Here is a 24,001-nt window from a genome sequence, read left to right as displayed (position 1 = left end):
ACTCATTATTAGGAAAGTGATGAAAGTCGTCAAGACGATTTTCAATTTTTGCGTTCCGCCGTTGCAGCGACCTGGTCAGACGTGCAAAGATCGGCGGTTTGTTTAAACCTGCGTGAGGAAAAAAGTAGTGGCTCGTCCAAAGAGTGAAGATAAAAAGCAAGCGTTACTGGAAGCTGCCACCGCGGCTTTCGCCCAGTCCGGCATCGCCGCCTCAACGTCGGCCATTGCCCGCAGCGCCGGTGTGGCCGAGGGGACGCTGTTTCGCTATTTCGCCACCAAGGATGAGTTGCTCAACGAGCTGTACCTCGCCATTAAGCTGCGTCTGGTACGGATGATGATCGCCGGGCTGGATCCGGACGAAAAGCGCCCGAAAGAGAATGCGCGCAATATCTGGAATAGCTATATCGACTGGGGTGTGCGCAACCCGATGGAGCACAAGGCGATCCGCCGGATGGCGCTCAGCGAGCGCATCACCGACGAAACCCGTCGCCAGGTAAAAGAGAGCTTCCCGGAGCTCAACGAAATGTGCCAGCTGTCGGTGAAAGAGATTTTTCTCAGCGAGGCGTACCGCGCCTTTGGCGACGCCCTGTTTCTGTCGCTGGCGGAGACCACCATCGAATTCGCCAGCCACGATCCGCAGCGCGCCCGGGAGATTATCGCCCTCGGCTTTGAAGCCATGTGGAACGCCCTGCATGAGGTTGACGCCTAATGACCCCCGAGATGCTGCATCCCTGCGCTCATCGTATCGCCCTGACCTACCCGTTTACCGAGCACTGCTGGCCTTTTGGGCCAGAGTATGACGTGTTTAAGGTCGATGGCCGTATCTTTATGATCACCATGACCATTCGCGGCCGGGCGCTGGTCAACCTGAAGGCCGAGCCGCAGAAGTCGCTGCTGAATCAGGAAATTTATCGCAGTATCGAACCGGGCTACCATATGAACAAGAAACACTGGATCACGGTGGTGCCGGGAGAGGATATCAGCGAGGATCTGCTGGCCGAGCTGATTGACGATTCGTGGCATCAGGTGGTGAACAAGCTGAGCAAAAAGGCCCAGCAGCGCCTGCGTCCGCGCTGATTTTCAGCCAAACGCGATAAGTGTTATCGCATTTTTCACCCTTATCATTTGGCGATCTTCGCTGTACTCTTCCTCTCCTTAACGCACCGGTAAGGTGCTGTAAACTGTGAGGAAGAGTTATGGATATCGTATCGGTCGCTTTAAAGCGCTATTCCACCAAGGCCTTTGACGCCACGAAAAAGCTGACTGCCGGGGAAGCGGAACAGCTGAAAACGCTGCTGCAGTACAGCCCGTCTAGCACCAACTCCCAGCCGTGGCACTTTATCGTCGCCAGCACCGATGAAGGGAAAGCTCGCGTAGCCAAAGCCGCCAGCGGCACCTACGTGTTCAACGAACGTAAAATTCTCGACGCCTCGCACGTGGTGGTGTTCTGCGCGAAAACCGCGATGGACGACGCCTGGCTGCAGCGCGTGGTGGATCAGGAAGAGGCCGATGGCCGTTTCGCCACCCCGGACGCAAAAGCCGCTAACCACAAGGGTCGTACGTTCTTTGCCGATATGCACCGCAAAGAGCTGAAAGATGACGATCAGTGGATGGCGAAGCAGGTGTATCTCAACGTCGGCAATTTCCTGCTGGGCGTGGCGGCGATGGGTCTCGACGCCGTGCCGATCGAAGGGGTCGATTTTGCGATCCTCGATGAGGAATTTGACCTGAAAGCCCAGGGCTACACCAGCCTGGTGGTGGTCCCGGTCGGCCACCATAGCGTGGAAGATTTCAACGCCACCCTGCCGAAGTCGCGTCTGCCGCAGTCGACGACCATTACCGAGATTTAATCTCTCACCAGGCGCCTTTAAGCGGGCGCCTCTGGTGCCGCTTGTCAGTGCCGGGTGGCGGCTACGCCTGACCCGGCCTACATAACAATGTATATCATAGAGTTACCTCTCACCGTAGGCCCGCGCAAGCGCAGCGCCGCCGGGCGATGACAACGGGCACGGAGCCGATTTTATGCCTGGTGGCGGCTGCGCCTGCCCCGGCATACGGGATCCTCTTACAGGCTTACACCTCGCAGCGCCGCCGGGGGCGTTAATTTAGTAAAGTAGAACTTGCGGGTGCTTTATTCCACAGGCTAACGCGTATCGCGTTAAGGTATCCAGACTGGCGCGGGTGATATTGGCTTCCATTCTGGAGACCGTCGGCGCACTCACCCCCATCCTCTGCGCCACCTGGGCTCGGGTCAGCCCCGCCTGCTCGCGCCATTGCGCCAGCATAGTACGTAATCGCTGTTGACGTTCTTGCGCATCGAATGCAGCCTGAACCTCCGGCTGGCTAAGCAGTTCTGTTTTTAACGTATCCCAGTCAATGATCTTTTTACTCATTGCGCATCTCCTCTAATCGCTTCAGCGCCAGGCGAATTTCCGATGACGGGGTTTTTTGCGTTTTCTTGACAAAAACCCGTAGCAGAAAGAGCGTCTTGCCTTGCTGAAAAACGTAGATCCCTCGCCCCTGTACCGAACCTAACGCACGAATTTCAAATAACCCCTGCCCCAGCGGTTTACTGTCAGGTTCTCTCAGCGCGGTGGGATTTTGGCGTAACTTGTCTATTTGCCGGATCATCTTCGCCTGGACAATGGGCGGAAGCGCCTGCAATTCCTTTTTAACGTCCACATGCACAACCAATCTGAACATCAGACTCCCTTCTTCTGGAGGTTAGCATATAAGGCAAATTGCCTTAAAGGCTAATTTTTGAGATACCCGGCAAGCCTATGCTCATTTGCAGCCAATCGCAGAAAAATGCGCTGAAACTGGAATCAGGAACGAAAAAGGCCGCGACTGAGCGCGGCCTGAGTGGTTAGCGTTCTCAACGCGAGGTTAGTTGTTCTCCACCTGCCCTTCGCCGGCGTGCCAGATGCGCTCGGCATAGCGGCCAATCACCGCCAGCGAGACAGCAAGGATCAGGAAAAACAGCACCTTGTGCATCCCGTTCCAGAAAAACTCAAAGAAGCGGGTATAGAGATTGATCGCCAGGAAGGTTAGCCCGAAGCCGCGCAGCATTCCGTCATCGGTTTTCAGGCTGATAAAAATGCAGACGCCGGCCGCCGCGGCAAACAGCAGCCCCCACGGCAAGAGTCGCGCCTGACTCACTTTGTACCAGCTGTCAGCGTCGTAATTGCCGAAAATCGACAGGATCCACAGCGCAATAAACAGGTACGTGAGGCCCATCGCCTTGCTGACGGTAAACAGCTGCCGCTGGCGAAGCAGGGATTGCGCGCCGTAGCAGAGCGCCAGCAGCGCGCCGCCGAACAGGACGAAGCGAATCGGGTAGTTCATGCCCAGCCAGTAGGCGCCCCACCCCGAGACATAGCCGGTTTCCGCGCCAAACCAGTTGCCCAGCGCCAGCAGAAAAAAGAGCCACACCAGCCCGGAGCGGGCAATATAGCCGATGGCGCCGTAAATCACGCATCCGGCCAGAAACAGCGGTGCGATATGGCCGCTGCCGTTATCCAGCCGTTCGCCAAGCTGCCATAGCGCCACGGCGGTAAAGACGACGCCCAGAAACAAAATCGCCTCGGTGCTGTAGTGCCACTGCGTCTCCCGCCGCTGGCGGCGAAAACCCCAGCCGTAACAGGCGACTGCCAGCAGCGCAGGCAGCAGGATCCGCGTCAGCGCCGAGTGGCTGAACAGGCTCAGCAGCCACGCCACCAGCTCGCTGTCGGCGAACAGGCTGCCCAGAGCAATCAGCACGCAGGCCAGCGCGGTCCAGAAGGCGTAGCGGCTCAGGCGCCGCCAGTCGAAGGGGGAGACGCGCAGCGTTTGCGCCAGCCGCTGGCTGTCCGCCGGGGTTAACTCCCCGCTGGCCTGCCAGGCGTTCAGCGCGCCCTGAATAATGCGCTGCTCTTTTCGGGTTACGTTCATAGGCATTCCTTGAGACTGATGACAAACCTGTTTTCGCTAATGTGCTCGCCTTTTTGCCGGGTGGCGGCGTACGCCTTACCCGGCCTACATACCCAAATCACCGCGGGTCCTGGGGCTGCTGAAACTGCCGATGCTGGCGGCCTCAACATCGCTGAGACGTTCCCGGAAGGCCGGGCAATACCCTAAGATGGCACATTGCCAGCCATCTGATTCCTTGTCATGAATGTTGGTCCAGCCACGCCAGCCCCTGCTCGCCCGCCTCGTCCATCGGCAGATAGACCAGCAGGCGCGAACCGTTGCGCGGCGCCGAATACCAGTACATCTGCTGCAGACTGAATCGCCCGAGCTGCGGGTGGTTAAAATGTTTAATCTGGTTTTCCACACCGCGCACCTCGTAACGCTGATGCCACAGCGCTTCAAACTCCGACGAGGCGGCAAAAAAGCGCGCCAGCTTGTTTTCCCACGCCGCATCGCCACGGTGCTCGGCCATCGCGGCGCGGAAATAGGAGACGAAGGTCGGCAGCACATCGCGATTTTCGATCCGGCTGCGCCAGGTCTCATGGGTCAGATAGAGATAAATGCAGTTGCGATCTTCTTCCGGGAGGGTGGCGAAATCGATGCCCATCAGGCGGCAGAAGCTGTCGTTCCAGGCCACAATATCAAAGTTCGGTTTCTGAATGCTGGCCGGCTGCGGCATCAGGCTGTCCAGCATCCGGCGGGTGCCGGGGCTGATGCCTTCGCACACTGTCACCTGGGTGGCTTCCGGCGGGGTCAGCCCGGCCAGTACGAACAGGTGCCGGGTCTCCAGCGGACTGCACTGTAAAGCATTCGCCACCCCCACCAGCACCGCCTCCGACGGATTCACCTCCCGCCCCTGCTCCAGCCAGGTGTACCAGGTGACGCCGACGTCGGCGAGCATCGCCACCTCTTCCCGACGCAGGCCCGGCGTGCGCCGGCGGCCCACGCGGGGCAACCCCAGGCGCTGCGGATCGAGGCTTTCACGGCGGGCGCGCAAAAATGCCCCCAACTGTTTGCGTCGATCGTCCGGCACGGCGATCGTCAACTCCCGTTGCGGCATCGTGGTCATCACCCCTCCAGCATAGTAGTGCCAGTACCAGTATAGACAGGAACTGGTACCCGTTTAATTTATCGGTAATGCTACGTCGGTCTGCTGAATGACGCAATGGAGAATCCCATGAATACGTCTGCTGTTTCACCCGGCCGCGCCGGTCTGTTGCTGCTGCTGGGCGGCCAGATGCTGCCGCTTATTGATACCTCGATCACCAATGTGGCGCTGGACGCCATCACCCACACCCTGGCGGCCAGCGCCACGCAGCTGGAGCTTATCGTCGCGCTCTACGGCGTCGCCTTTGCCGTCTGCCTGGCGATGGGCAGTAAGCTTGGCGATAACTACGGCCGCCGGCGTCTGTTTATGTGGGGCGTCGCCCTCTTTGGCATCGCTTCCCTGCTGTGCGGGATGGCGAACAGCATCGGCGCCCTGCTGGCGGCCCGCACCCTGCAGGGCGCCGGGGCGGCGCTAATTGTGCCGCAGATCCTCGCCACTCTGCACGTGACCCTCAAAGGCCCCGCCCACGCCCGGGCCATCAGCCTGTATGGCGGCATCGGCGGCATCGCCTTTATCGTCGGTCAGATGGGCGGCGGCTGGCTGGTGTCGGCGGATATCGCCGGACTGGGCTGGCGCAACGCCTTTTTTATCAATGTGCCGATCTGCCTGCTGGTGTTGGCTCTGAGCCGCCGCTATGTGCCGGAAACCCGTCGCGAGACGCCGTCGCGTATTGACTGGCTGGGCACGCTGTACCTCGCGCTGATCCTCTGCTGCCTGCTGTTCCCGATGGCCCTCGGTCCGGAGCTGCACTGGCCGCTGTGGCTGCAGCTGATGCTGGTGGCGGTCCTGCCGCTCATGGTCGCCATGCGTCAGAGCGCCCTGCGCCAGCAGCAGCGCGGCGACCATCCCCTGCTGCCGCCGCGTCTGCTGCAGTTGACCAGCATCCGCTTCGGCATGGCCATCGCCCTGCTGTTTTTCAGCGCCTGGTCCGGCTTTATGTTCTGCATGGCGCTGACCATGCAGGAGGGGCTGGGGATGGCGCCGTGGCAGTCCGGCAATAGCTTTATCGCCCTCGGCGTGGCCTATTTTATTTCGGCGCTGTATGCCCCGCGGCTTATCGCCCGCCACAGCATGGGGCGGATCCTGTTGACCGGTCTGGCGGTGCAGATTGCCGGACTCCTGCTGCTGTGCGCCACCTTCTCCCGCTTCGGCATCGCCACCACCGCCCTGACGCTGGTCCCCGCCACGGCGCTGATCGGCTACGGCCAGGCGCTGATCGTCAACAGTTTTTACCGGATTGGCATGCGCGATATCAGCGCCAGCGACGCCGGGGCCGGGAGCGCCATCCTCAGCACCCTGCAGCAGGCGACCCTCGGTCTCGGACCGGCTATCCTTGGTTCGCTGTTCCTCGCGCTGGCCCGTCGCGGCGGCGGAAACTATCCGCAGGCGCTGATTGATTTTCTGCTGGTCGAGGTGGCGATGATGCTGTTGCTGGGGGCCATCGCGCTGTGGCTGCGCCATCATCTCAACCGACAGCCGGCGACGGTAGCGTCGTAATACCGGCGGCGGTGATTTGCATAATCACTATCCAGCGGTCATCATACCCGCTGGATATTCAGGAGACGTTATGCAGGAATTAATATCGCAAATTGCCGCCTTAGGTATCGAAATAACCCCCACCCGCTCGCTGATGATTATCTTCGGCATTATCTTATTCACCGCCGTCGTCGTGCATCTGATATTGCACAAAGTGGTCCTGCGCGCGTTCGAAAAACGGGCATTGGCCAGCAGCCACCTGTGGCTCCAAATCATCACGCAGAATAAACTCTTTCACCGACTGGCATTTACCCTGCAGGGGATCATCGTCAACGTGCAGGCGGTGCTGTGGCTGCAAAAAGGCAGCGAGGCGGCGGAAATATTAACCACCGTGGCTCAGCTATGGGTGATGATATATGCCATGCTGTCCTTCTTCTCGCTGCTGGATGTGATTTTAAAGCTGGCGCAGAAATTTCCCGCCGCCTCACAGCTGCCGCTGAAGGGTATATTCCAGGGGATTAAGCTGGTGACGGCGATTATTATCGGCATCCTGATTATTTCGCTGCTGATAGGCCAGTCACCGGCGATCCTGATTAGCGGGCTCGGCGCGATGGCCGCGGTGCTGATGCTGGTGTTTAAAGATCCGATCCTCGGCCTGGTGGCCGGTATTCAGCTCTCTGCCAACGATATGCTCAAGCTTGGCGACTGGCTGGAGATGCCGAAGTACGGCGCCGACGGCGCGGTGATCGATATCGGCCTGACCACGGTCAAGGTGCGCAACTGGGACAACACCATCACCACCATTCCGACCTGGTCGCTGGTCTCCGACTCGTTTAAAAACTGGAGCGGCATGTCAGCCTCCGGCGGCCGCCGCATTAAGCGCAGCCTCAACATCGACACCACCAGCATTCATTTCCTCGATGAGCAGGAGCAGCAGCGCTTGATCAGGGCGAAATTGCTTAAACCCTATATGGATTCGCGCCACGAGGAGATTAGCGCCTGGAACCAGCAGTATGCCGGGGAACAGTCGGTTCTCAATGAGCGGCGAATGACCAATGTCGGCACCTTCCGCGCCTATCTGCAGGAGTATTTACGCCATCATCCACGCATCCGCCAGGATATGACCCTGATGGTGCGCCAGCTGGCGCCGGATGCCAACGGGTTGCCCATCGAGATCTACTGCTTCACCAACACCGTGGTGTGGGCGGAATATGAGGGGATCCAGGCGGATATTTTCGACCATGTCTTCGCCGTGGTGGAAGAGTTTGGCTTACGCATTCATCAAACGCCTACCGGCAATGACATTCGCGCGCTGGCGGGCGCTTTCTCCCGCTGATCCTCAGGCGCTGGCGCGGTCTATCACGCGCCAGTCCATCATCACCCGCTCGACGGCGGCGTCGGGATCGTCGATGCGTTTCATCAGCAGGGCCACCGCCGTGCGGCCGATCGCCCGGGAGGGCTGTTCGACGGTGGTCAGCTGCGGGGAGACCACTTCCGCCAGCTCGGTGCCGTCGAAGCCGATCACCGCGATATCCTCCGGCACCCGCAGTCCGGCCTGGGCGATCGCCCGCAACGCCCCGGCGGCGAGAGAGTCCGAAACGGCAAACACCGCGTCGGGCTGCTCGTCTTGCGACAGCAGCTGCTCCATCGCCCGTTTACCAGCCGCCGCGCTAAGATCCTGCGCGTAGGTCACCTGCTGATACGCCAGACCGTGCACGTGCAGCACGCTTTTATAGCCGCGCTCGCGCAGACGGGCATAGCGATAGCTCAGGTCGTGATTAATGAGCGCAATGCGGCGGCGGCCGCTGTCGGCCAGCCGGGACACCGCCCCCTGAGCCGCCTCGACGTCGTTAATCCCGACGCAGGAGATGCTGCCGGTGTCGGCATACTCCGCGCACTGCACCCAGGGCGCATCGCCAATCATGGTGGTCAGCTCCGGCAGGCTGGAGAGCGCGTTCATGGTAATAATGCCGTCGACCATTTTGCCGGAGAGCAGCTGCAGGCCCGAGGTCGAGCGGGCCAGGTCCGACCCGGAGTTACACAGCAGAATGCGGTAGCCGTTCTTCTCCGCCTCTTCTTCTATCCCCTTCACCACCTCGGCGCAAAAGGGGTTGGCAATATTGGAGACCATCACCAGGATCATATTGCTGCGGGCGGTTCGCAGCTGACGCGCCAGCAGGTTCGGCTGATAGTTGCTCTCTTTGATCGCCTGCAGCACGCGCTCACGGTTTTTGGCTTTTACCGTATCGCTGTTGTTCAGCACCCGCGACACCGTGGCCACCGAGACGCCGGCCAGACGAGCAATTTTCTGAATAGACATAAACCCTGCACTTCCTGCGGTAGAGGTGGATCCTGCAGGCTATCATAAATGACCTCTGGTCAGCCTGCCAGCCTGGCGCGAAAGCGCGGGAACGCGCGAGAAAACTATTAAAAATCAGGGCTTCTCTCCCCCGCCGTTAACGCGCATCCTTTTGCCGTTCCACCCGGTTCGCGCGCTGGCGACAGCCCCCCTGGCGCCCTATTTCTTCATTTATGATTAAGGATGATATCTCCATGAGGCTCTCCACCGCGGTTCTCGCCCTCAGCTGTGCCCTGGCAACAATCACCGGCTGCACCTCGTCAAAATCGTCACCGGAACGTCACGCTTACGCGTTTGTCGCCCACCGCTCCGATTTTGTCGGCGGTAATTTCACCGTCAACCGCCAGGAAAATTACCGTTTAAACCTGCCGACCTTCACGGCAATGTACGCCCGCGGCCAGCAGGATAAAGCCGCTGGCATGAGCGAAAGCGACGCCCGCCGCACCGCCGAGGCCATCAAACAACAGGCGGCGCAGGGCACCCGCACCGAGCACGCCTTCACCGGCAACGCCAGCGACAAATGGGATAATGCGATGGAAAATAAAGATGCCGTCCTGTTCGGCAACGAGCTCTCCGGTGCCTATCTCGACGGCTATCTTGGGGTGAAATAATCCTGCGCCCCGCCTGCGCTTAGCGTTCGACGCTGACCCAGCGCTGTTCCTGATGGCTTTTGACGATCGCCTCGATGATGTACATCACATCGGCGCCGTCGTCGAACGCGGCGAAGCGCCGGGCCCCGGCCTCCGGCATCCTTCCGGCACGTACCGCCTGATAAAATTGCCCCATCATATTCTTGAAGGCATCCGGCCAGCCCTCAATATGGCCGCCGGGATAATGAGCGCTGGCGGCGGCCTCCGGCCGCAGCAGGCTCGGGTCGTCACTGAGCAGGCGATCCGGCTGCTCGCGGTGGCCGAGCCACAGCCGCTGGGGCACTTCCTGATCCCAGGCCAGAGAACAGAGGCTGCCATTAATCTCCACCGCCAGACGGTTTTTCCGCCCGGCGCTCACCTGGGAGACCATAAAGCTGCCCTTGCTGCCATCGTCAAAACGCAACAGCACCGAGCCAAAGTCCTCAGTATCGACAGGCCGGGTTTCATATGCCTGCGCCTCGTGAACGGCGCTGAAGGTCGCTTTGCCATCGACTGGCGCTTTACGCGTCGGCCAGACGATAGACAGATCCGCCATCACCTCGACAATCCGCCGACCGGTCATAAACTGCACGGTATCGCACCAGTGGGAGCCGATGTCGGCCACCGTCCGCGACGCGCCGCCCTGCGCCGAATCGACCCGCCAGTTGTAGTCGGTCTCCAGCAGCATCCAGTCCTGCAGATAGCTGCCGTGCGCCGCAAACACCCTTCCAACATCGCCATGGCGGATCATCGCCGCCGCCTGCTGGACCATGGCGAACTGGCGATAGACGAAGCTGACGCCATGCACCACGCCGGCCCGGGCGGCAAGCGCCACCAGCTCCCGCGCCTCCTCCGCCGTCATACACAGCGGCTTTTCGGAGAAGACGTGCAGCCCGGCGGCGAGGATCTGCCGGTTAATCTGGGCATGCAGATGGTTCGGGGTACAGTTATGCACCACCTGCAGCCCCGGATGGGCCAGCAGCGCCTCCACGCTGTCGTAGGCATGGGCAATGTTCAGCGCCCGCGCCTTGCGCTGCGCCGCCTCAAGGCGGCTGTCGCATAGCGCCACGACCTCGACATCTCCCAGACGCCGCAGCGCCTCCAGATGTGCCGGACCAATAAACCCTGCCCCGATAATCGCGACCTGAATCATATTATTCCCTCCCGCCGGCGGCAAAGTCATCGAAGGCCCGTCCGGCAACGGGAATGATATGGCGGCGGATAAACTCGCTGCCCTCGCGCGCGCCGGTCTCGGCATCCTTCAGGCAGCACTCCCACTCCAGCACCGCCCAGCCGTCAAAATCATATTCGGTCAGCTTACTGAACACCCCTTTGAAGTCGATCTGCCCGTCGCCGGGAGAGCGGAAACGCCCGGCCCGCTGCTGCCAGGGCTGGTATCCGCCGTAGACGCCATTGCGCCCGTTGCGGCGAAATTCGGCGTCCTTGACGTGAAAGGCTTTAATACGCGAGTGATAGATATCGATATAGGTCAGATAGTCCATTTGCTGCAGATGCAGGTGGCTCGGGTCATAGAGCATATTGCAGCGCGGATGGTTATCCACCCGCGCGAGAAAACGCTCAAAGGTCACGCCATCGTGCAGATCTTCGCCGGGGTGGATCTCATAGCAGACATCGACGCCCTGTTCGTCGAAGTGGTCCAGCAGCGGGCGCCAGCGCCGGGCCAGCTCGGCAAAGGCCTCATCCAGAAGCGGCTGATTGTGCGGCGGCCACGGGTAAAAAAAGGGCCATGCCAGCGCCCCGGAAAAGGTCGCGTGCGCCTTCAGCCCCAGGCGGCCGGAGGCCACCGCCGCCTGCTGCACTTTCTCCACCGCCCAGCGCTGGCGCGCCTGCGGATCGCCATGCAGCGCCGCCGGGGCAAAGGCGTCAAACGCCGCGTCATACGCCGGATGCACCGCCACCAGTTGCCCTTCAAGATGAGTGGACAGCTCGCTAATTACCAGCCCATGCTCCGCCAGGGTGCCGCTGACCTCGTCGCAGTAGGTCTGGCTCGCCGCCGCTCGCTCGACATCAAAAATCGCCGGGTGGTTGCAGGGGATCTGCAATGCCTTGTACCCCAGGCCGGCGGCCCACTGCGCCACCCCTGCCAGGGTGTTGAACGGCGCCTGCGGGCCGATAAACTGCGCCAGAAAAATGCCCGGTCCCTTAATCGTTTTCATACCCCCTCCTGTAAAATTAGTGCGGCTCTTTCTCGTTGTACTGGAAAGAGAAAAGGAAAATCAGCGCGATAACCGCGGCGGCCACCGCCGGGATCCACCAGAAGGTCACCCACGCCTGCGGCACGCTCTGGCCGGCCACCAGATGGTTATACAGCGTGCCGGAGATCTGCGAGCCCAGCAGCATGCCGATCCCGTAGGTGAACATCACAATCATGCTCTGCGCCTGGCCTTTGACCTTCTCGCCCGCCACGCGGTCGGTGTAGATAAAGCCGACGACAAAGAAAAAGTCATAGCACACGCCGTGCAGCAAAATGCCCAGATAAAGCAGGAAGCGCCCCTCTTCGCTGACCCCGAGGGCAAAAAAGGCGTAGCGGACAAACCACGCCACCATGCCGATAAGCAGCATGTATTTCACCCCGAGGCGGCGGAACAGCAACGGAATGATCAGCATAAAGACGATCTCTGACATCTGGCCGAAGGACATCGCGGTGCTGACATCCTTGACGCCGGCATCCGCCAGATACGACGCGGTATAGGCGTAATAGGTGCCTAACGGCACGGAAATTAAGGTGGCGCAGAGGGAGAAAATCAGGAAGTGACGGGTTTTCAGCAGCGCGAAGGCGTCCGCACACAGCAGATCGCGAAACTGAACCGGCATGCCTTTGGCCGGCGCCGGGGTATGGGGCAGCGTCAGGCTGTAAATCGCCAGCGCCACCGAACAGAGCGCCGCCAGCGTGAAGATGCCGGTGGTATCAGAGATACCGGTCACCCCGATGCAGATCCCGGCGATAATCCAGCCGATGGTGCCGAACACGCGGACCACCGGGAAGGTTTTATCGACATTGGCCAGGCTGTGGAACGCAATATTGTTGGTCAGCGCCAGAGTCGGCATATAGCACAGCGTATAGCCGAACAGCAGGCCAATCAGCAGCGCGCCGTTCTGCGCCACCAGTGCCTGGGGGACAAACCACAGGATTGCCGCCCCGGCGAGATGCATCACCGCCATCACCTTCTGCGAGGCGAAAAAGCGATCCACCAGCATTCCCAGCACAAAGGGGGACAGGATGGAGGCGATCGGCCCGGCGGAGAACGCATCGCCGATCAGCAGTGACATCTCATAGCGGGTCATCACCAGCCCCAGGGTCACCGACCAGCTGCCCCAGATAAAGAACTGCATAAACATCATTAACGACAGCCGCGGCACCAGAAAACGGTGGCTCACGCGGGCACTTGCCTGACCTTCGGTTGTGGTGATCATGTTGCTTGCCCTCAAAAAGTAATCGATTACAAAATCGCTCAAGACAAAAGTAATCGATTACAAAAAGAAGATCGCCAGGCAAATTCCCCACCTGCGAAGAAGATCACAATAAAAAGGCAGGCAGCCCCGCCGGACGGCGGGGCGTCTCGCTTACGCCGGGCGGCGCAGCAGTTTGAAGGCGATAAACAGGAACAGGATCCACACCGGCAGCAGGATCGCCGACAGGCGCATCCCATCAATGGTGCACATCAGCACCAGGATCAGCCCAAGAAAAGCAATGCAGAAGTAGTTGCTGGCGGGCGCCAGCAGCGCTTTGAACTTCGATTCACGCCCTTTGCGGCGCTGGGCGGCGCGGAACTTCAGGTGCGCCATACAGATCATGATCCAGTTCAGGAGCAGCGTCGCCACCACCAGAGCCATCAGCAGCCCCAGCGCTTCATGCGGCAGCAGGTAGTTCAGCACTACCACCAGCGAGGTGATAATCCCCGAGAGCAACAGAGAGTTCACCGGCACGCCGCGCTTGCTGACGCGGGCGAGGAACGTCGGCGCATTGCCCTGCACCGACAGGCCGAACAACATCCGGCTGTTGGAGTACACGCCGCTGTTATAGACCGACAGCGAGGCCACCAGAATGACGAAGTTCAGCGCGGACGCCACCATGTTGCTGTCGAGATGATGGAAAATCATCACAAACGGGCTGCTGTCGGATTTGATCTCCACCCACGGGTAGAGCGCCAGCAGCACCACCAGCGAACCGATATAGAACAGCAGGATACGATAAACCACTTGGTTCACCGCTTTCGGGATGCTCTTTTCCGGGTTTTGCGCTTCGGCGGCGGTGATGCCGATAAGCTCCAGCCCGCCGAAGGAGAACATAATCACCGCCAGCGACAGAATAAGACCGTGCCAGCCGGTGGCGAGGAAGCCGCCGTGTTTCCACAGGTTGTCGAACCCGGCTTTGCTGCCGCCGTGGCCGCCAAACAGCATCCACAGGCCAAAGGCGATCATGCCGATAATCGCCAGCACCTTAATCAGCGCGAACCAGAACTCCGCTTCGCCATACAGACGGACGTTGACGAGATTGACGGCGTTAATAATGAGGAAGAAGGCCGCCGCCCAGACCCAGGTCGGGACGTCGGGCAGCCAGTACTGCATATAGATCCCGGCGGCGGTCAGCTCTGCCATCCCTACCAGCACGAACATCACCCAGTAGTTCCAGCCGGAAAGGAAACCGGCGAACGGGCCCCAGTATTTGTAGGCAAAGTGGGCAAAGGAGCCGGATACTGGCTCTTCCACCACCATTTCGCCCAGCTGGCGCATGATCAGAAAAGCGACTATCCCGGCCACGGCGTAGCCCAGTAAGACCGCCGGGCCGGCCATCTGGATAGCGGGACCAATGCCGAGAAACAGGCCGGTGCCAATCGCGCCGCCAAGGGCGATAAGTTGAATATGTCGGTTCTGTAAACCGCGATGAAGCGTCGGGCCGCTCTCTTCTACGGCATCCGACGACGTTGACGCGTCTTTCACGTCGTTCCCCTGTGTGTTTTTGCGAAGGGGCACCTTTTATCACTTAGGGGGAATTGTCGCAAGTTGCATGGGGCTATGGCGCGGACAGGGGCGGCCAGATTAACCACCGCTCGCATGGACCCAAGCCAGGCAAGGCGTCGCCGCCGCCCGGCACATACGCGGCTGCGCACCCGCTATCCTTGCCCGGTGGCGCTATGCTTACCGGGCCTGGGAGGTGGGCGCCTGTCGCCCGGCCAGAACAGCCTCCACCGACAAAACTTAATAGCGCACCATCACCGACTTCAGCTCCGTGTAGTCATCAATAAACGCGCTGCCGAATTCGCGCCCGATACCCGAGCCCTTCATGCCGCCAAACGGTACTGCCGGGTCGAGGAAGGTATGCATATTGACCCACACGATGCCGGCGTCAATCGCCTCCGAGTAGCGTAGCGCCTGACGAATATTATCGGACCAGACGCTGGCCGCCAGGCCATATGGCGACGCATTGATCTGCGCCAGCGCCTCTTCTTCACTGCGATAGCCGATGAAGCTGCACACCGGACCGAAGGTCTCTTCGCGCATCAGGGTGCTCTCTTCGCTGCGGACTTTGACCGCGGTCGGCTGCAGGAAATAGCCCTCGCCGGGCAGCGCTTCACCGCCGCAAACAATGGTATCCCCCTCGTCGCGCGCGATCTGGATCAGTTTGAGCACTTTCTCGTATTGCTGACGGTTGGCCAGCGGCCCCATCAGCGTCTGTTCATCCAGCGGCGAGCCGGGCGCGAAGGCGCTGAGTCTTTCTTTCAGCAGCGCCAGCACTGCATCCAGTTTGCCCTGCGGCAGATAAAAGCGCTCCGCGGCGGCGCAAATCTGCCCCTGATTCAGGTAGCCGGCTTCAATAATGCCGTTGACCATCGCCTCCGGCGTCAGGTCATCCAGGAACAGCGCGGCGTTTTTGCCCCCCAGCTCAAGGGTCACCCGTTTACCGGAAGCGCTGGCCGACTGCTGGACTTTTTCACCGGTGGCCACCGAGCCGGTGAAGCTCACCTTGGCGCAGGCCGGATGCGTAATCAGCCGCTGGGCAATCTCGCCGCCGGCGCCGTTGACCACGTTAATCACCCCATCCGGGATACCCACCGCTTTTGCCAGCTCTGCCACGCGCAGCAGCGTCAGCGGGGTATATTCGCTCGGTTTGAGGACGATGGTGCAGCCGCAGACCAGGGCCGCCGCCAGCTTCCAGATGGCAATCATGATGGAGAAGTTCCACGGCACAATACCGACCACCACCCCCAGCGGCTGGCGGCGGGTAAACGCGGTATATTTCTCACCGTTCATGGAGGGGAGCGACACATCCAGCGTCTCGCCCGTCACCTTCCCCGCCCAGCCGGCGAAGTAGCGCAAAAACGCCACCGATTGATCCAGCTCCAACATCCGCGCCAGCATGATGGTCTTGCCGGAGCAGAGACTTTCCAGCTGCGCCAGCGCTTCGCGATGCTCAGCCAGGGCATCCGCCAGCTTCAGCAGCAGCGTACCGCGCGCCAGCGTCGGCATCTCGCGCCACTGACTGAACGCCTGGCGGGCACTCTCCATGGCGCGATCCGCCTGATCCACATCCGCTGCCGTCACCTCAGCAATTGCCTGACCGGTGGCCGGGTTAATCACCGCGAACGGCGCACCGTGGCCTGCCGCCCGCTCTCCGGCGATGAACTGCCCGTGCGGCTGGCGTAAAAAGGCGGTCACTTCCGCCAGTAAGGTTATCTCGCTCATCGTCAGCACCCGTTTTTTCAGCAAAGTTGGCCTATCACAGCACGGTTGCTCTGCGCCGCCCATCGTTCTAAAGAACGTCATTCTTCCGGACGATATTCAACGCCCGCATGGCGTGCTGTGATGAGGACCTTGAGCCAGGCAAGACCACAGGGTAACGCGATGAACATTAAAATCGATGCGCTGAACTACTACGGCGCGACGAAGAAATACCACCTCCATTTCCCGGCGCTGCGGGAAGATATTGAAGCCGATGTGGTGATTATCGGCGGCGGCTTCTCGGGGATTAACACCGCCCTTGAGCTGGCGGAACAGGGCATCACCAACGTGGTGGTGCTGGAAGCACGCCATCTCGGCTACGGCGGTACCGGGCGCAACGGCGGCCAGGTGATGGCCGGTATCGGTCACGATATCGAAGCGGTAAAAAAGCACGTTGGCAAAGAGGGGCTGGAGACGCTGTTTAAAATTTCCAATCTCGGCGCGGGCATCATTCGCGAACGCATCCGCAAATACCATATCGACGCCGATTTCGTCCCCGGCTACGGCTATCTTGCCTATAACCAGCGGCAGCTCAAAACGCTGCGCCAGTGGGAGAAAGAGTTTAAGGCCGCCACCCCGGATGAAGATATCGAGCTGTATACCGGCAAAGAGGTGCAGCAGGTGGTTGGCTCCGAGGTTTACTGCGGCGCGCTGAAACATATGGGCGGCGGGCAGATCCACTCGTTGAATATGCTGCTCGGTTCGGCGCAGGCTGCCCATTCGCTGGGGGTAAAGATTTTTGAATCCTCGCCCGTGGTGGAGGTGAATTACGGCAAACAGGTGCGGGTACGCACCGCGATGGGCAGCGTCAAAGCCGCCAAACTACTGTGGGCCTGCGACAGCTTCCTCAACAATATGGAGCCGGAGATCTACAACAAGACGCTGGTGACCTACTCCTATCAGGTGTCAACGGAGCCCCTTTCCGATGAACTGATCGAGCGCATCAGCCCACTGCGCGGCGCCTTCAGCGATATTCGCCCGGTGATTAACTACTACCGCGTCACCCGGGAAAATCGCCTGCTGTTCGGCAGCGCGACTCGCTTCGTGGAATATACGCCGAACGATTTCGCCGCCTGGAATCGCACGCTGCTGGCGGAAGTCTTCCCCTATCTGAAGGATGTGAAGATCGATTTCGCCTGGGGCGGGCCGATGGCCTGTAGCGCCAACCTGTTCCCGCAGATCGGCACCCTACGCGATCACAACAACGTCTTTTACGTCCAGGGGTACTCCGGCTTCGGCGTCACCCCGTCACACATCGTGTGCAAAATCCTCGCCGAAGGGATCAATGGCGGTTCCGACCGCTATCGCCTGCTGAGCAGCATCCCCCACGCGACCATCCACGGCCGTGACAGCCTGCGCTTGCTATTAGTCACTGCCGGAAAATTGATGCATCAAACCGCCGGTTTCTGGAAAGGCCGGAGTTAACCAGGAGAACGCTATGCACGCTTTTAAACTTAAACACCCGGTACCTGACCTGCAGCCGATCGGCAGCGTCAGCCTGCTCGGCGCGACGCCGACCGCGGGAGACCCGCAGGTGGCCGGGGCGATGATCTACGGCGAGCCGCAGGACGCCTTTACCTGCGGACTGTTTTCGTCCACTGAGGGGAGCTTTACCATGACCTATCCGTTTACCGAGCACGCTACCGTGCTGGAAGGCGAAGTGGAGTTGACCGTCGCCGGCGGCGAGCCACAGCGCTTTACGCCGGGCGACAGCTGGTTTGTCAAACAGGGTACCGAAGTGGAGTGGAAAATCCTGACACCGCGCTTTGTGAAGCACTACCTGGCGAACGTCGAGACGCGCTAACAAACTGATAATGCCCGGCGGCGCTGCGCTTGCACGGGCCTGGAGGACGAATGCCGTCGGTAGGCCGGGTAAGGCGCTAGCCGCCACCCGGCAGAAATACGCGCAACGTGGCAAGACAGATGGCCCCGGTTTTCGGGGTCATGTTATTTATCCACCGCGACATTCATCGACTGCGTCACAGAATCATGCGCCGCCCTCCATCTTCCGGACGATATTCATTGAGCAGGATGCCCGCCTAAATTATGACTATCCGGGAGTGGCGCTGGCTATTCCCTGCCCTCCCCCACTATTGTGCAGAGGTTGACTATGTTTAGTAACAGACTCGCCAGCCATCTTGAGCGCGGCGTCGTCGGCTTCCCGACCACTCTCGCCAGCTCCGTCGGGCTGATTATGGCCAGCCCGGTGATCCTGACGGTCACCAGCGGCTTCGGCATGGGTGGCGATACCTTCGCGCTGGCGGTGCTACTGGCCTTTATTATGATGCAGGCGCAGGTCACCACCTTTGCCGAGGCGGCGACGCTGATCCCCACCACCGGTTCGGTGTACGACTATATCTCCTGCGGCATGGGCCGCTTCTTCGCCATCACCGGCGCGCTGTGCGCCTATCTGATCGTGCATATTTTCGCCGGGACGGCGGAGACCATACTTGCCGGGATTATGGCGCTGGTGAACTTCGAGTCGATCAACGCCCAGATGGCCGCTCACCAGAATACCTGGATGGTGGGCGTCGGCATGGTGGTGGTTTTCGGCCTGCTCAATGCCATCGGCGTGGAAATCTTCGGCAAAGTTGAAGTGGTGCTGACCTTCGGCATGTGGACCACGCTGACTATTTTCGGCCTGTGCGGCATTTTTATGGCGCCGGTGACTCATCTTTCCGGCTGGTTCGGCACGCCGCTGAACATCAGCGATATCAACGGTCTGTTCGGCTATATCGGCATGGCGATGTTTATGTTCGTCGGCTGCGAACTGGTGACGCCGATGGCGCCGGAGATCAAACAGGCCCACCGCACGATTCCGCGGGCGATGGCGCTGGGCCTGCTGGGGGTCGCCAGCTGCATGTTTATCTACGGCGCGGCGATCAACCGCCAGGTGGAGAATACCGTGCTCGACGCGGCCAACAACGTCCATCTGCTGGATACACCGATGGCGATCCCGGCCTTCGCCGAACGGGTGATGGGCCACGCCGGCCAGTACTGGCTGGGGGTCGGGCTGCTGCTGGCCGGCTGCGCCACCATCAATACGCTGATGGCCGCCGTGCCGCGCATTATCTACGGCATGGCGCTGGACGGCGCGCTGCCCCGCTTCCTGACCTGGCTGCATCCGCGCTTTAAAACGCCGGTGATCGCCATTGCCATCGGGGTGGCGATCCCCTGCCTGCACGCCTGGTATCTGAACGGCGATCTGGACCGCATCGTGCCGCTGATCCTCGCCGCGGTCTGCGCCTGGGGCGTCGCCTATCTGCTGGTGACCCTGTCGGTGGTAATGCTGCGTATCCGCCGCCCGGACCTGCCGCGCGCCTACCGCTCGCCGTGGTTCCCGCTGCCGCAGATTATCTCCAGCGTCGGGATCATCATCGCTATCGTCAATATCACGCCGCCGGGGATGGACAGCCGCCAGGTGCTGGTGCCGTTCGGCATTATGCTCGGCCTGACCGCCGCCTACGCCCTGTTCTGGACGGTGTGTGTGCAGCGCGTCAATCCGTTCAAGCCGCTGGTAGTGGAAGAGGTGGTTGAGCGCGCCATCAGCAACTACGAAAAACAGACCCGCGGGGAGATGACGCCAGATGTCCTCCGTCCCCTGGTTTGAGACGCCGTTAATGAACGCGGTGCAGCGCGATCTGGCGGGCTGGCCGTGCGAAAAGCTGAGCGAGCGCAGCGCATTGCTGCGGTTGAACGACGCCACCGCCATTACCTTCAGCGTGCGTCAGAAGCGGCTGTTTATGGCCAGCATTCACAGCTGCGAGTTTGTCGTCGAGGGGCCGGTGACCCGGCCCGCTCGCGGTAAAATTCGTGCCCATCAATCCGGCTGGTGGAAACGCCAGCCGATCCGCTTTATCGGCGGCAAAGGCAGCGAGGAACTCGCCGGCTATCTCAACGGTTTTCCCAATCTCCAGCAAACCTTAAGTGAGCTGGACTACCGCCGCTTTTCGCTGACTTTCGGCGATAACTGCTGGCGCTGCTGCATTGAGCCGTGGGCCGCCAGCGAGGTGGTCTGCAAGATGCCGCCGCTGCGCCGTTATCTGAAGCTGGAAGCGCAGCAGCGGATGCTGCTGCTCAGCGTGCTGGCGATGGTTAATCAGGCGATAAGCCAGTGGATGCATGAGTGAACCGAATGCCCGCGCGATCACGCGCCGATCAGGCTCTCAAGGGGGATGCCGAACTGCGCATGAAGTCGGCGAATCAGGCGCTGGCTCATTATCAAAAAAAAGTTCAACGGCGCTTAGCGCGGCTTCGTAATCTTGTTCAGTGCGGATAGGTTTAACATTCATCATTTACGTCCTCTCAATCGTCTCAGCGTTTATCACGTCATATTCCTTATGCGTCCCGATAAACTTAACGAACATCCATCCCCGCGGATAAGCAACGGCTACGGTTAACCGGTCATCATTTCCCTTAATGTTGAATATCACCCGCTTATTTAAGGTTTTCACTGAGATTATCTTCATGTGCAGAGACCAGTCCCATTTCGGGACTAAGTAAAGAAAAAGTCCCGTACTGGGACTTTAGGGATCAACGTATCAGGAAAACGCCGTGCTGCCACGGCGCGCGCGGGATGCGAAAGTCAGATCACAGATGCAGCGTGCGCTGAGCGGCCGGCATCCAGGTTCGGGAAACCAGTTCGGTACGATTGACGACTTCGGTCTTGGCGAAAATGTTGCGCAGGTGCGTTTTTACCGTCGAGAGCGAGATATCCAGCTGGCGGGCAATCAGCTTATTGCTGGCGCCTTCGCGCACCATGCCGACGATTTCCCGCTCTTTCGCCGTCAGGATGACGGGCAGGTCATCTTCTTCCTGCAGACAGTCGCGAATAGCCAGCTCCACCAGCGGCAGCACCGCCTGAGCCCGCTGGCGCTCTTCGCTGGAGAAAGGCACGTCACGCATCAGCGAGATACCGGCGATGATCCGCCGATCGCGGCGAATAAAGATCTCGGTCATGTCGCGCACGTTATTCGGCAACATAAATTCATGATAGTAATGGCGGTTGCGGTCGCAGAGCCGCGGCGTCATCGCCGCCACGGTGGTGTTCTGGTGGCTAAAGTACGACGGCAGAAGCGGATCCAGCGGCTGGAAGTTTTCCAGATATTGTTGATGCGTATTATCAGAAATATTATGCAATATATAGTTTTCGGGTTTTAAGCGATTATTTACTCGATAAAAAACCGCGGAAGTCAGTGGAATTAACTGGGATATAGTCTGTAAACAACGGGCTATTATCGCATCATTACGGCTGGCTTTTAACAAAGCAGACATGATAGGGCCTCCCCGTCGAGATGATGGTACGTGACACATGAATAACTACCGATGAATGAAGCATACATTTCACATTTAAGTAACACAATCATTAACATATTAACAATGTGATAGCCGTTACAAAATTTTAATCAATGCATTGTTATATATAGCATTTAAAAAATGCGCTTGCCATGCTTTACCGTGGATGCGTTAAAACATAAACAAAAAATATTAACACCCTAACTACATTCCATTGGCGATAAAAAAAAGCTATCCCATACACCTCTCTCTCTCATCCTTAAGAACGATGGATTTCTGTTTTTTTTCACTTATACCCTTAACAGGATGCCCATTAACTTTCGCCGCGGCGTAATCCTGTGATGACGCCTGACCTGCTGTTGCCAAAATAATGTGAGCAGCCCCCTTTGAGCGGGCGCCATTAGCCGCCCGGCTATCGTTCTTCCGGGCGATAGCCGGGACCTGGCGCGCTTTTTAAGGTAATCGGAAACCTCATTACAGGAGAGTGCGGATGGCGAGAGTCGTGGTGATCACCGGCGGCGGAAGCGGAATTGGCGCCGCCTGCGCGCGGCTGATGCGCGCCGCGGGCGACCGGGTGTTTATTACCGGACGACGCGAGGCGCCGTTGCAGGCTGTCGCCGCTGAGAGCGGCGCCACGGCGCTGGTGGGCAATGCCGCCGATGGCGAGGTGTGGCGCCAGCGGCTGTTGCCGGCAATCCTCGACCAGGCTGGCGGGATCGATGTGCTGATCTGCAGCGCCGGCGGGATGGGCAACAGCCCCGCCGCCGAGACCAGCGACAGCCAGTGGCGCGAGGCGCTGGACGGCAATCTCACCAGCGCGTTCGCCAGCGTTCGCGCCTGTCTGCCTTCGCTGATTGCCCGCCGCGGCAATGTGCTGTTTGTCGCCTCCATCGCCTCGCTGGCTGCCGGGCCGCAGGCCTGCGGCTACGTCACCGCTAAACACGCCCTGATCGGCCTGATGCGCTCCGTGGCTCGCGATTACGGCCCACAGGGCGTCCGCGCCAATGCCATCTGTCCCGGCTGGGTCACCACCCCGATGGCGGATGAAGAGATGATCCCGCTGATGCAGGCGGAAGGGCTGTCGCTTACCGAAGCCTATCAGCGGGTCTGTCGCGACGTTCCGCTGCGCCGTCCCGCCAGCCCGGAAGAGATAGCGCAGGCCTGCCATTTTCTCTGTTCGCCACAGGCCGCCATCATCAGCGGCGCCACCCTGGTCGCCGACGGCGGTTCCAGTATCGTCGATGTTCCCACTCTGGCGTTTACCTAACGCCCTACTCTGTTCAGGAGCCCCTATGACTTCAGAAGCCGTATTTATCCAGGTCGGTGCGCTGGCCGATGGTTTTGCCCCGCACGGTAATTTACTCCCCACCACCAACCTGCCCGTCGGCGAAAGCTTTACCTTTTATGTCGCCGGGAGCGAACCGCAGCAGCTGGTTATCGAAGATGAGCAGACGCTAAGCTGGAACGGCAAGCGCGCCCCCTGGCGGGCGACCGCCCTGCGCCCCGATATTCTGTTCATCGACTTCCTTGACCCGGAGCACGATAACGCCAGCATCAGCGCGGTATGCAACCTGACGCAGCGCAATGCCACCCTGGTCTACGGCCAGCTGCCGGACGAAGCCGCCGCGCGGCTGGACGCCTTCAGCCGGGTGGAGCAAGGCCTACCGCTAACCGCGGTAGAAGCACGGTTTGTTTTTGCCCGCCTGGATGAGCAGCCGGGGCCGCTGCCAGGCTTTACCACTGCGTTGGTCGGGATGCGTAATCAGTACACCTACAGTCCGACCGAGCGTTATGAGCATATTTATCTCAACGATAATTTTTACGCCTGGCAATGTCTGGATGGCGTGGAAAAGGGGCTGGCGGATGTCGATCGCTGCCACTATGTGCAGGTGGCGGAGGAGCTCTATCTGTTCGTCTGGCGGGAGAAAATCATTCCCACACTGGGGGTGATCCTGATCGATCTGCAGCAGATGCGCACCGACGGTAAGATCATGGGCTATCAGGGCAGCGATTTTGGCGCCTTGAGTAATTTCCCGGTCGGCGCGAGCGCGAAGATCCTCAACGTCACCCGCCATCAGGAATAAAGGGGCGTCGCCGGGCACGCTTTCAGGCACCACACCCGTCATTTCGCCGGGTGGCGGCTGGCGCCTTACCCGGCCTACCGGGCCTCTCACAGGATCACACCTCCCAGGCCCGGTAAGCGCAGCGCCACCGGGCGATGGCATCAGGTACGGAGCCGCTTTAGTGCCGGGTGGCGGCTACGCCTTACCCGGCCTACCGGGGCCTCTCACAGGAGCACACCGCGTAGGCCCGGTAAGCGCAGCGCCACCGGGCGATGGCATCAGGCACGGAGCCGCTTTATTGCCCTTCTCCCTCTCCCCGCCGGGGAGAGGGGTTGACTCAGGCGCTGGCGCTGTCCAGTCGCGCCACTTGCTCCGCGCTCAG

At 60.1% G+C, this 24,001-nt stretch carries 24 protein-coding genes and 1 pseudogene; 12 read left to right on the top strand and 13 right to left on the bottom strand.

Going from position 1 to position 24,001, the window contains the following annotated elements; genetic code table 11:
* Window positions 1–127 precede the first annotated feature (127 nt).
* From CWM53_RS08540 to nfsB, 3 genes are all read left to right on the top strand, one after another.
* Complete coding sequence (locus CWM53_RS08540; protein ID WP_074386635.1) at window positions 128–709, top strand: TetR/AcrR family transcriptional regulator; 582 nt, start codon at window positions 128–130, stop codon at window positions 707–709.
* Window positions 709–1,077, top strand: coding sequence for an MmcQ/YjbR family DNA-binding protein (locus CWM53_RS08535; protein WP_008805536.1), 369 nt, complete (start codon window positions 709–711; stop codon window positions 1,075–1,077). The genes CWM53_RS08540 and CWM53_RS08535 overlap by 1 nt, the downstream gene beginning before the upstream one ends.
* Before the next feature lie 119 nt (window positions 1,078–1,196).
* On the top strand, window positions 1,197–1,850 hold the full coding sequence (gene nfsB, locus CWM53_RS08530; RefSeq protein ID WP_004178896.1) for an oxygen-insensitive NAD(P)H nitroreductase: 654 nt from the start codon (window positions 1,197–1,199) through the stop codon (window positions 1,848–1,850).
* Window positions 1,851–2,105: 255 nt separating this feature from the next.
* On the opposite strand, the gene CWM53_RS08525 is transcribed toward nfsB, so the two are convergent.
* From CWM53_RS08525 to CWM53_RS08510, 4 genes are all read right to left on the bottom strand, one after another.
* Window positions 2,106–2,393 (bottom strand): helix-turn-helix domain-containing protein, encoded by a 288-nt coding sequence (locus tag CWM53_RS08525; RefSeq protein WP_074386636.1) that lies wholly within the window; start codon window positions 2,391–2,393, stop codon window positions 2,106–2,108.
* Window positions 2,386–2,703, bottom strand: coding sequence for a type II toxin-antitoxin system RelE/ParE family toxin (locus CWM53_RS08520; protein ID WP_012542526.1), 318 nt, complete (start codon window positions 2,701–2,703; stop codon window positions 2,386–2,388). Before CWM53_RS08520 ends, CWM53_RS08525 begins: the two co-directional genes overlap by 8 nt.
* A 183-nt stretch (window positions 2,704–2,886) precedes the next feature.
* Entirely contained in the window at window positions 2,887–3,930 is a 1,044-nt protein-coding gene (locus CWM53_RS08515) for a DUF2157 domain-containing protein (protein ID WP_100729357.1), read from the bottom strand.
* A 217-nt stretch (window positions 3,931–4,147) separates the two neighbouring features.
* Window positions 4,148–5,017, bottom strand: a complete 870-nt coding sequence (locus CWM53_RS08510; protein WP_100729358.1) for a helix-turn-helix transcriptional regulator — start codon at window positions 5,015–5,017, stop codon at window positions 4,148–4,150.
* Window positions 5,018–5,125: 108 nt separating this feature from the next.
* Here CWM53_RS08510 and CWM53_RS08505 point away from each other — a divergent pair, with 108 nt between their 5' ends.
* Window positions 5,126–6,553, top strand: a complete 1,428-nt coding sequence (locus tag CWM53_RS08505) for an MFS transporter (RefSeq protein ID WP_074386638.1) — start codon at window positions 5,126–5,128, stop codon at window positions 6,551–6,553.
* Window positions 6,554–6,623: 70 nt separating this feature from the next.
* Complete coding sequence (locus CWM53_RS08500) at window positions 6,624–7,868, top strand: mechanosensitive ion channel family protein (RefSeq protein WP_004202471.1); 1,245 nt, start codon at window positions 6,624–6,626, stop codon at window positions 7,866–7,868.
* Window positions 7,869–7,871: 3 nt separating this feature from the next.
* On the opposite strand, the gene CWM53_RS08495 is transcribed toward CWM53_RS08500, so the two are convergent.
* Complete coding sequence (locus CWM53_RS08495) at window positions 7,872–8,852, bottom strand: LacI family DNA-binding transcriptional regulator (RefSeq protein WP_061155433.1); 981 nt, start codon at window positions 8,850–8,852, stop codon at window positions 7,872–7,874.
* 233 nt (window positions 8,853–9,085) lie between these two features.
* On the opposite strand from CWM53_RS08495, the gene CWM53_RS08490 reads away from it, so the two are divergent.
* Window positions 9,086–9,502: an Exc2 family lipoprotein gene (locus CWM53_RS08490; protein WP_004183289.1), complete on the top strand. Its 417-nt coding sequence runs from the start codon at window positions 9,086–9,088 to the stop codon at window positions 9,500–9,502.
* A 19-nt stretch (window positions 9,503–9,521) separates the two neighbouring features.
* Here the strand turns inward: CWM53_RS08490 and CWM53_RS08485 are convergent, their stop codons facing one another.
* The 5 genes from CWM53_RS08485 to CWM53_RS08465 form a co-directional block, all read right to left on the bottom strand.
* Window positions 9,522–10,673, bottom strand: a complete 1,152-nt coding sequence (locus tag CWM53_RS08485) for a Gfo/Idh/MocA family protein (RefSeq protein ID WP_074386639.1) — start codon at window positions 10,671–10,673, stop codon at window positions 9,522–9,524.
* A 1-nt stretch (window position 10,674) separates the two neighbouring features.
* Entirely contained in the window at window positions 10,675–11,697 is a 1,023-nt protein-coding gene (locus tag CWM53_RS08480) for a sugar phosphate isomerase/epimerase family protein (protein ID WP_074386640.1), read from the bottom strand.
* Window positions 11,698–11,713: 16 nt separating this feature from the next.
* A complete protein-coding gene (locus CWM53_RS08475; RefSeq protein WP_162678332.1) occupies window positions 11,714–12,919 on the bottom strand; it encodes an MFS transporter in 1,206 nt (401 codons plus the stop codon).
* Window positions 12,920–13,105: 186 nt separating this feature from the next.
* On the bottom strand, window positions 13,106–14,482 hold the full coding sequence (pheP, locus tag CWM53_RS08470; RefSeq protein ID WP_074386642.1) for a phenylalanine transporter: 1,377 nt from the start codon (window positions 14,480–14,482) through the stop codon (window positions 13,106–13,108).
* Window positions 14,483–14,740: 258 nt separating this feature from the next.
* Entirely contained in the window at window positions 14,741–16,225 is a 1,485-nt protein-coding gene (locus CWM53_RS08465; RefSeq protein ID WP_074386643.1) for an aldehyde dehydrogenase family protein, read from the bottom strand.
* Between the two features lie 159 nt (window positions 16,226–16,384).
* On the opposite strand from CWM53_RS08465, the gene CWM53_RS08460 reads away from it, so the two are divergent.
* From CWM53_RS08460 to CWM53_RS08445, 4 genes are all read left to right on the top strand, one after another.
* Entirely contained in the window at window positions 16,385–17,686 is a 1,302-nt protein-coding gene (locus CWM53_RS08460) for an NAD(P)/FAD-dependent oxidoreductase (protein ID WP_100631508.1), read from the top strand.
* Window positions 17,687–17,699: 13 nt separating this feature from the next.
* Window positions 17,700–18,065 (top strand): cupin domain-containing protein, encoded by a 366-nt coding sequence (locus CWM53_RS08455; RefSeq protein WP_061155438.1) that lies wholly within the window; start codon window positions 17,700–17,702, stop codon window positions 18,063–18,065.
* Between the two features lie 306 nt (window positions 18,066–18,371).
* Entirely contained in the window at window positions 18,372–19,871 is a 1,500-nt protein-coding gene (locus tag CWM53_RS08450) for an APC family permease (RefSeq protein WP_061155439.1), read from the top strand.
* Window positions 19,849–20,391, top strand: coding sequence for a DUF3156 family protein (locus CWM53_RS08445; protein WP_100729359.1), 543 nt, complete (start codon window positions 19,849–19,851; stop codon window positions 20,389–20,391). Before CWM53_RS08450 ends, CWM53_RS08445 begins: the two co-directional genes overlap by 23 nt.
* Window positions 20,392–20,457: 66 nt before the next feature.
* Here the strand turns inward: CWM53_RS08445 and CWM53_RS31890 are convergent.
* The 3 genes and pseudogenes from CWM53_RS31890 to CWM53_RS08430 form a co-directional block, all read right to left on the bottom strand.
* Window positions 20,458–20,556, bottom strand: a pseudogene (locus tag CWM53_RS31890) (transcriptional regulator); the annotation flags it as partial.
* A complete protein-coding gene (locus CWM53_RS08435) occupies window positions 20,557–20,730 on the bottom strand; it encodes a type II toxin-antitoxin system HigB family toxin (RefSeq protein ID WP_165785044.1) in 174 nt (57 codons plus the stop codon).
* A gap of 121 nt (window positions 20,731–20,851) precedes the next feature.
* Complete coding sequence (locus tag CWM53_RS08430; protein WP_100729360.1) at window positions 20,852–21,535, bottom strand: response regulator transcription factor; 684 nt, start codon at window positions 21,533–21,535, stop codon at window positions 20,852–20,854.
* A 511-nt stretch (window positions 21,536–22,046) separates the two neighbouring features.
* Here CWM53_RS08430 and CWM53_RS08425 point away from each other — a divergent pair.
* Together CWM53_RS08425 and CWM53_RS08420 are read left to right on the top strand one after the other, a co-directional pair.
* On the top strand, window positions 22,047–22,823 hold the full coding sequence (locus CWM53_RS08425) for an SDR family NAD(P)-dependent oxidoreductase (RefSeq protein WP_100729361.1): 777 nt from the start codon (window positions 22,047–22,049) through the stop codon (window positions 22,821–22,823).
* Between the two features lie 25 nt (window positions 22,824–22,848).
* A complete protein-coding gene (locus CWM53_RS08420; protein ID WP_100729362.1) occupies window positions 22,849–23,640 on the top strand; it encodes a MoaF C-terminal domain-containing protein in 792 nt (263 codons plus the stop codon).
* Window positions 23,641–24,001: the final 361 nt, after the last annotated feature.

The organism is Klebsiella sp. A-Nf5, assembly GCF_002810545.1.
Classification (GTDB): Bacteria; Pseudomonadota; Gammaproteobacteria; order Enterobacterales; family Enterobacteriaceae; genus Klebsiella; species Klebsiella variicola.
This window is presented reverse-complemented; position numbering and strand designations above follow the sequence as displayed.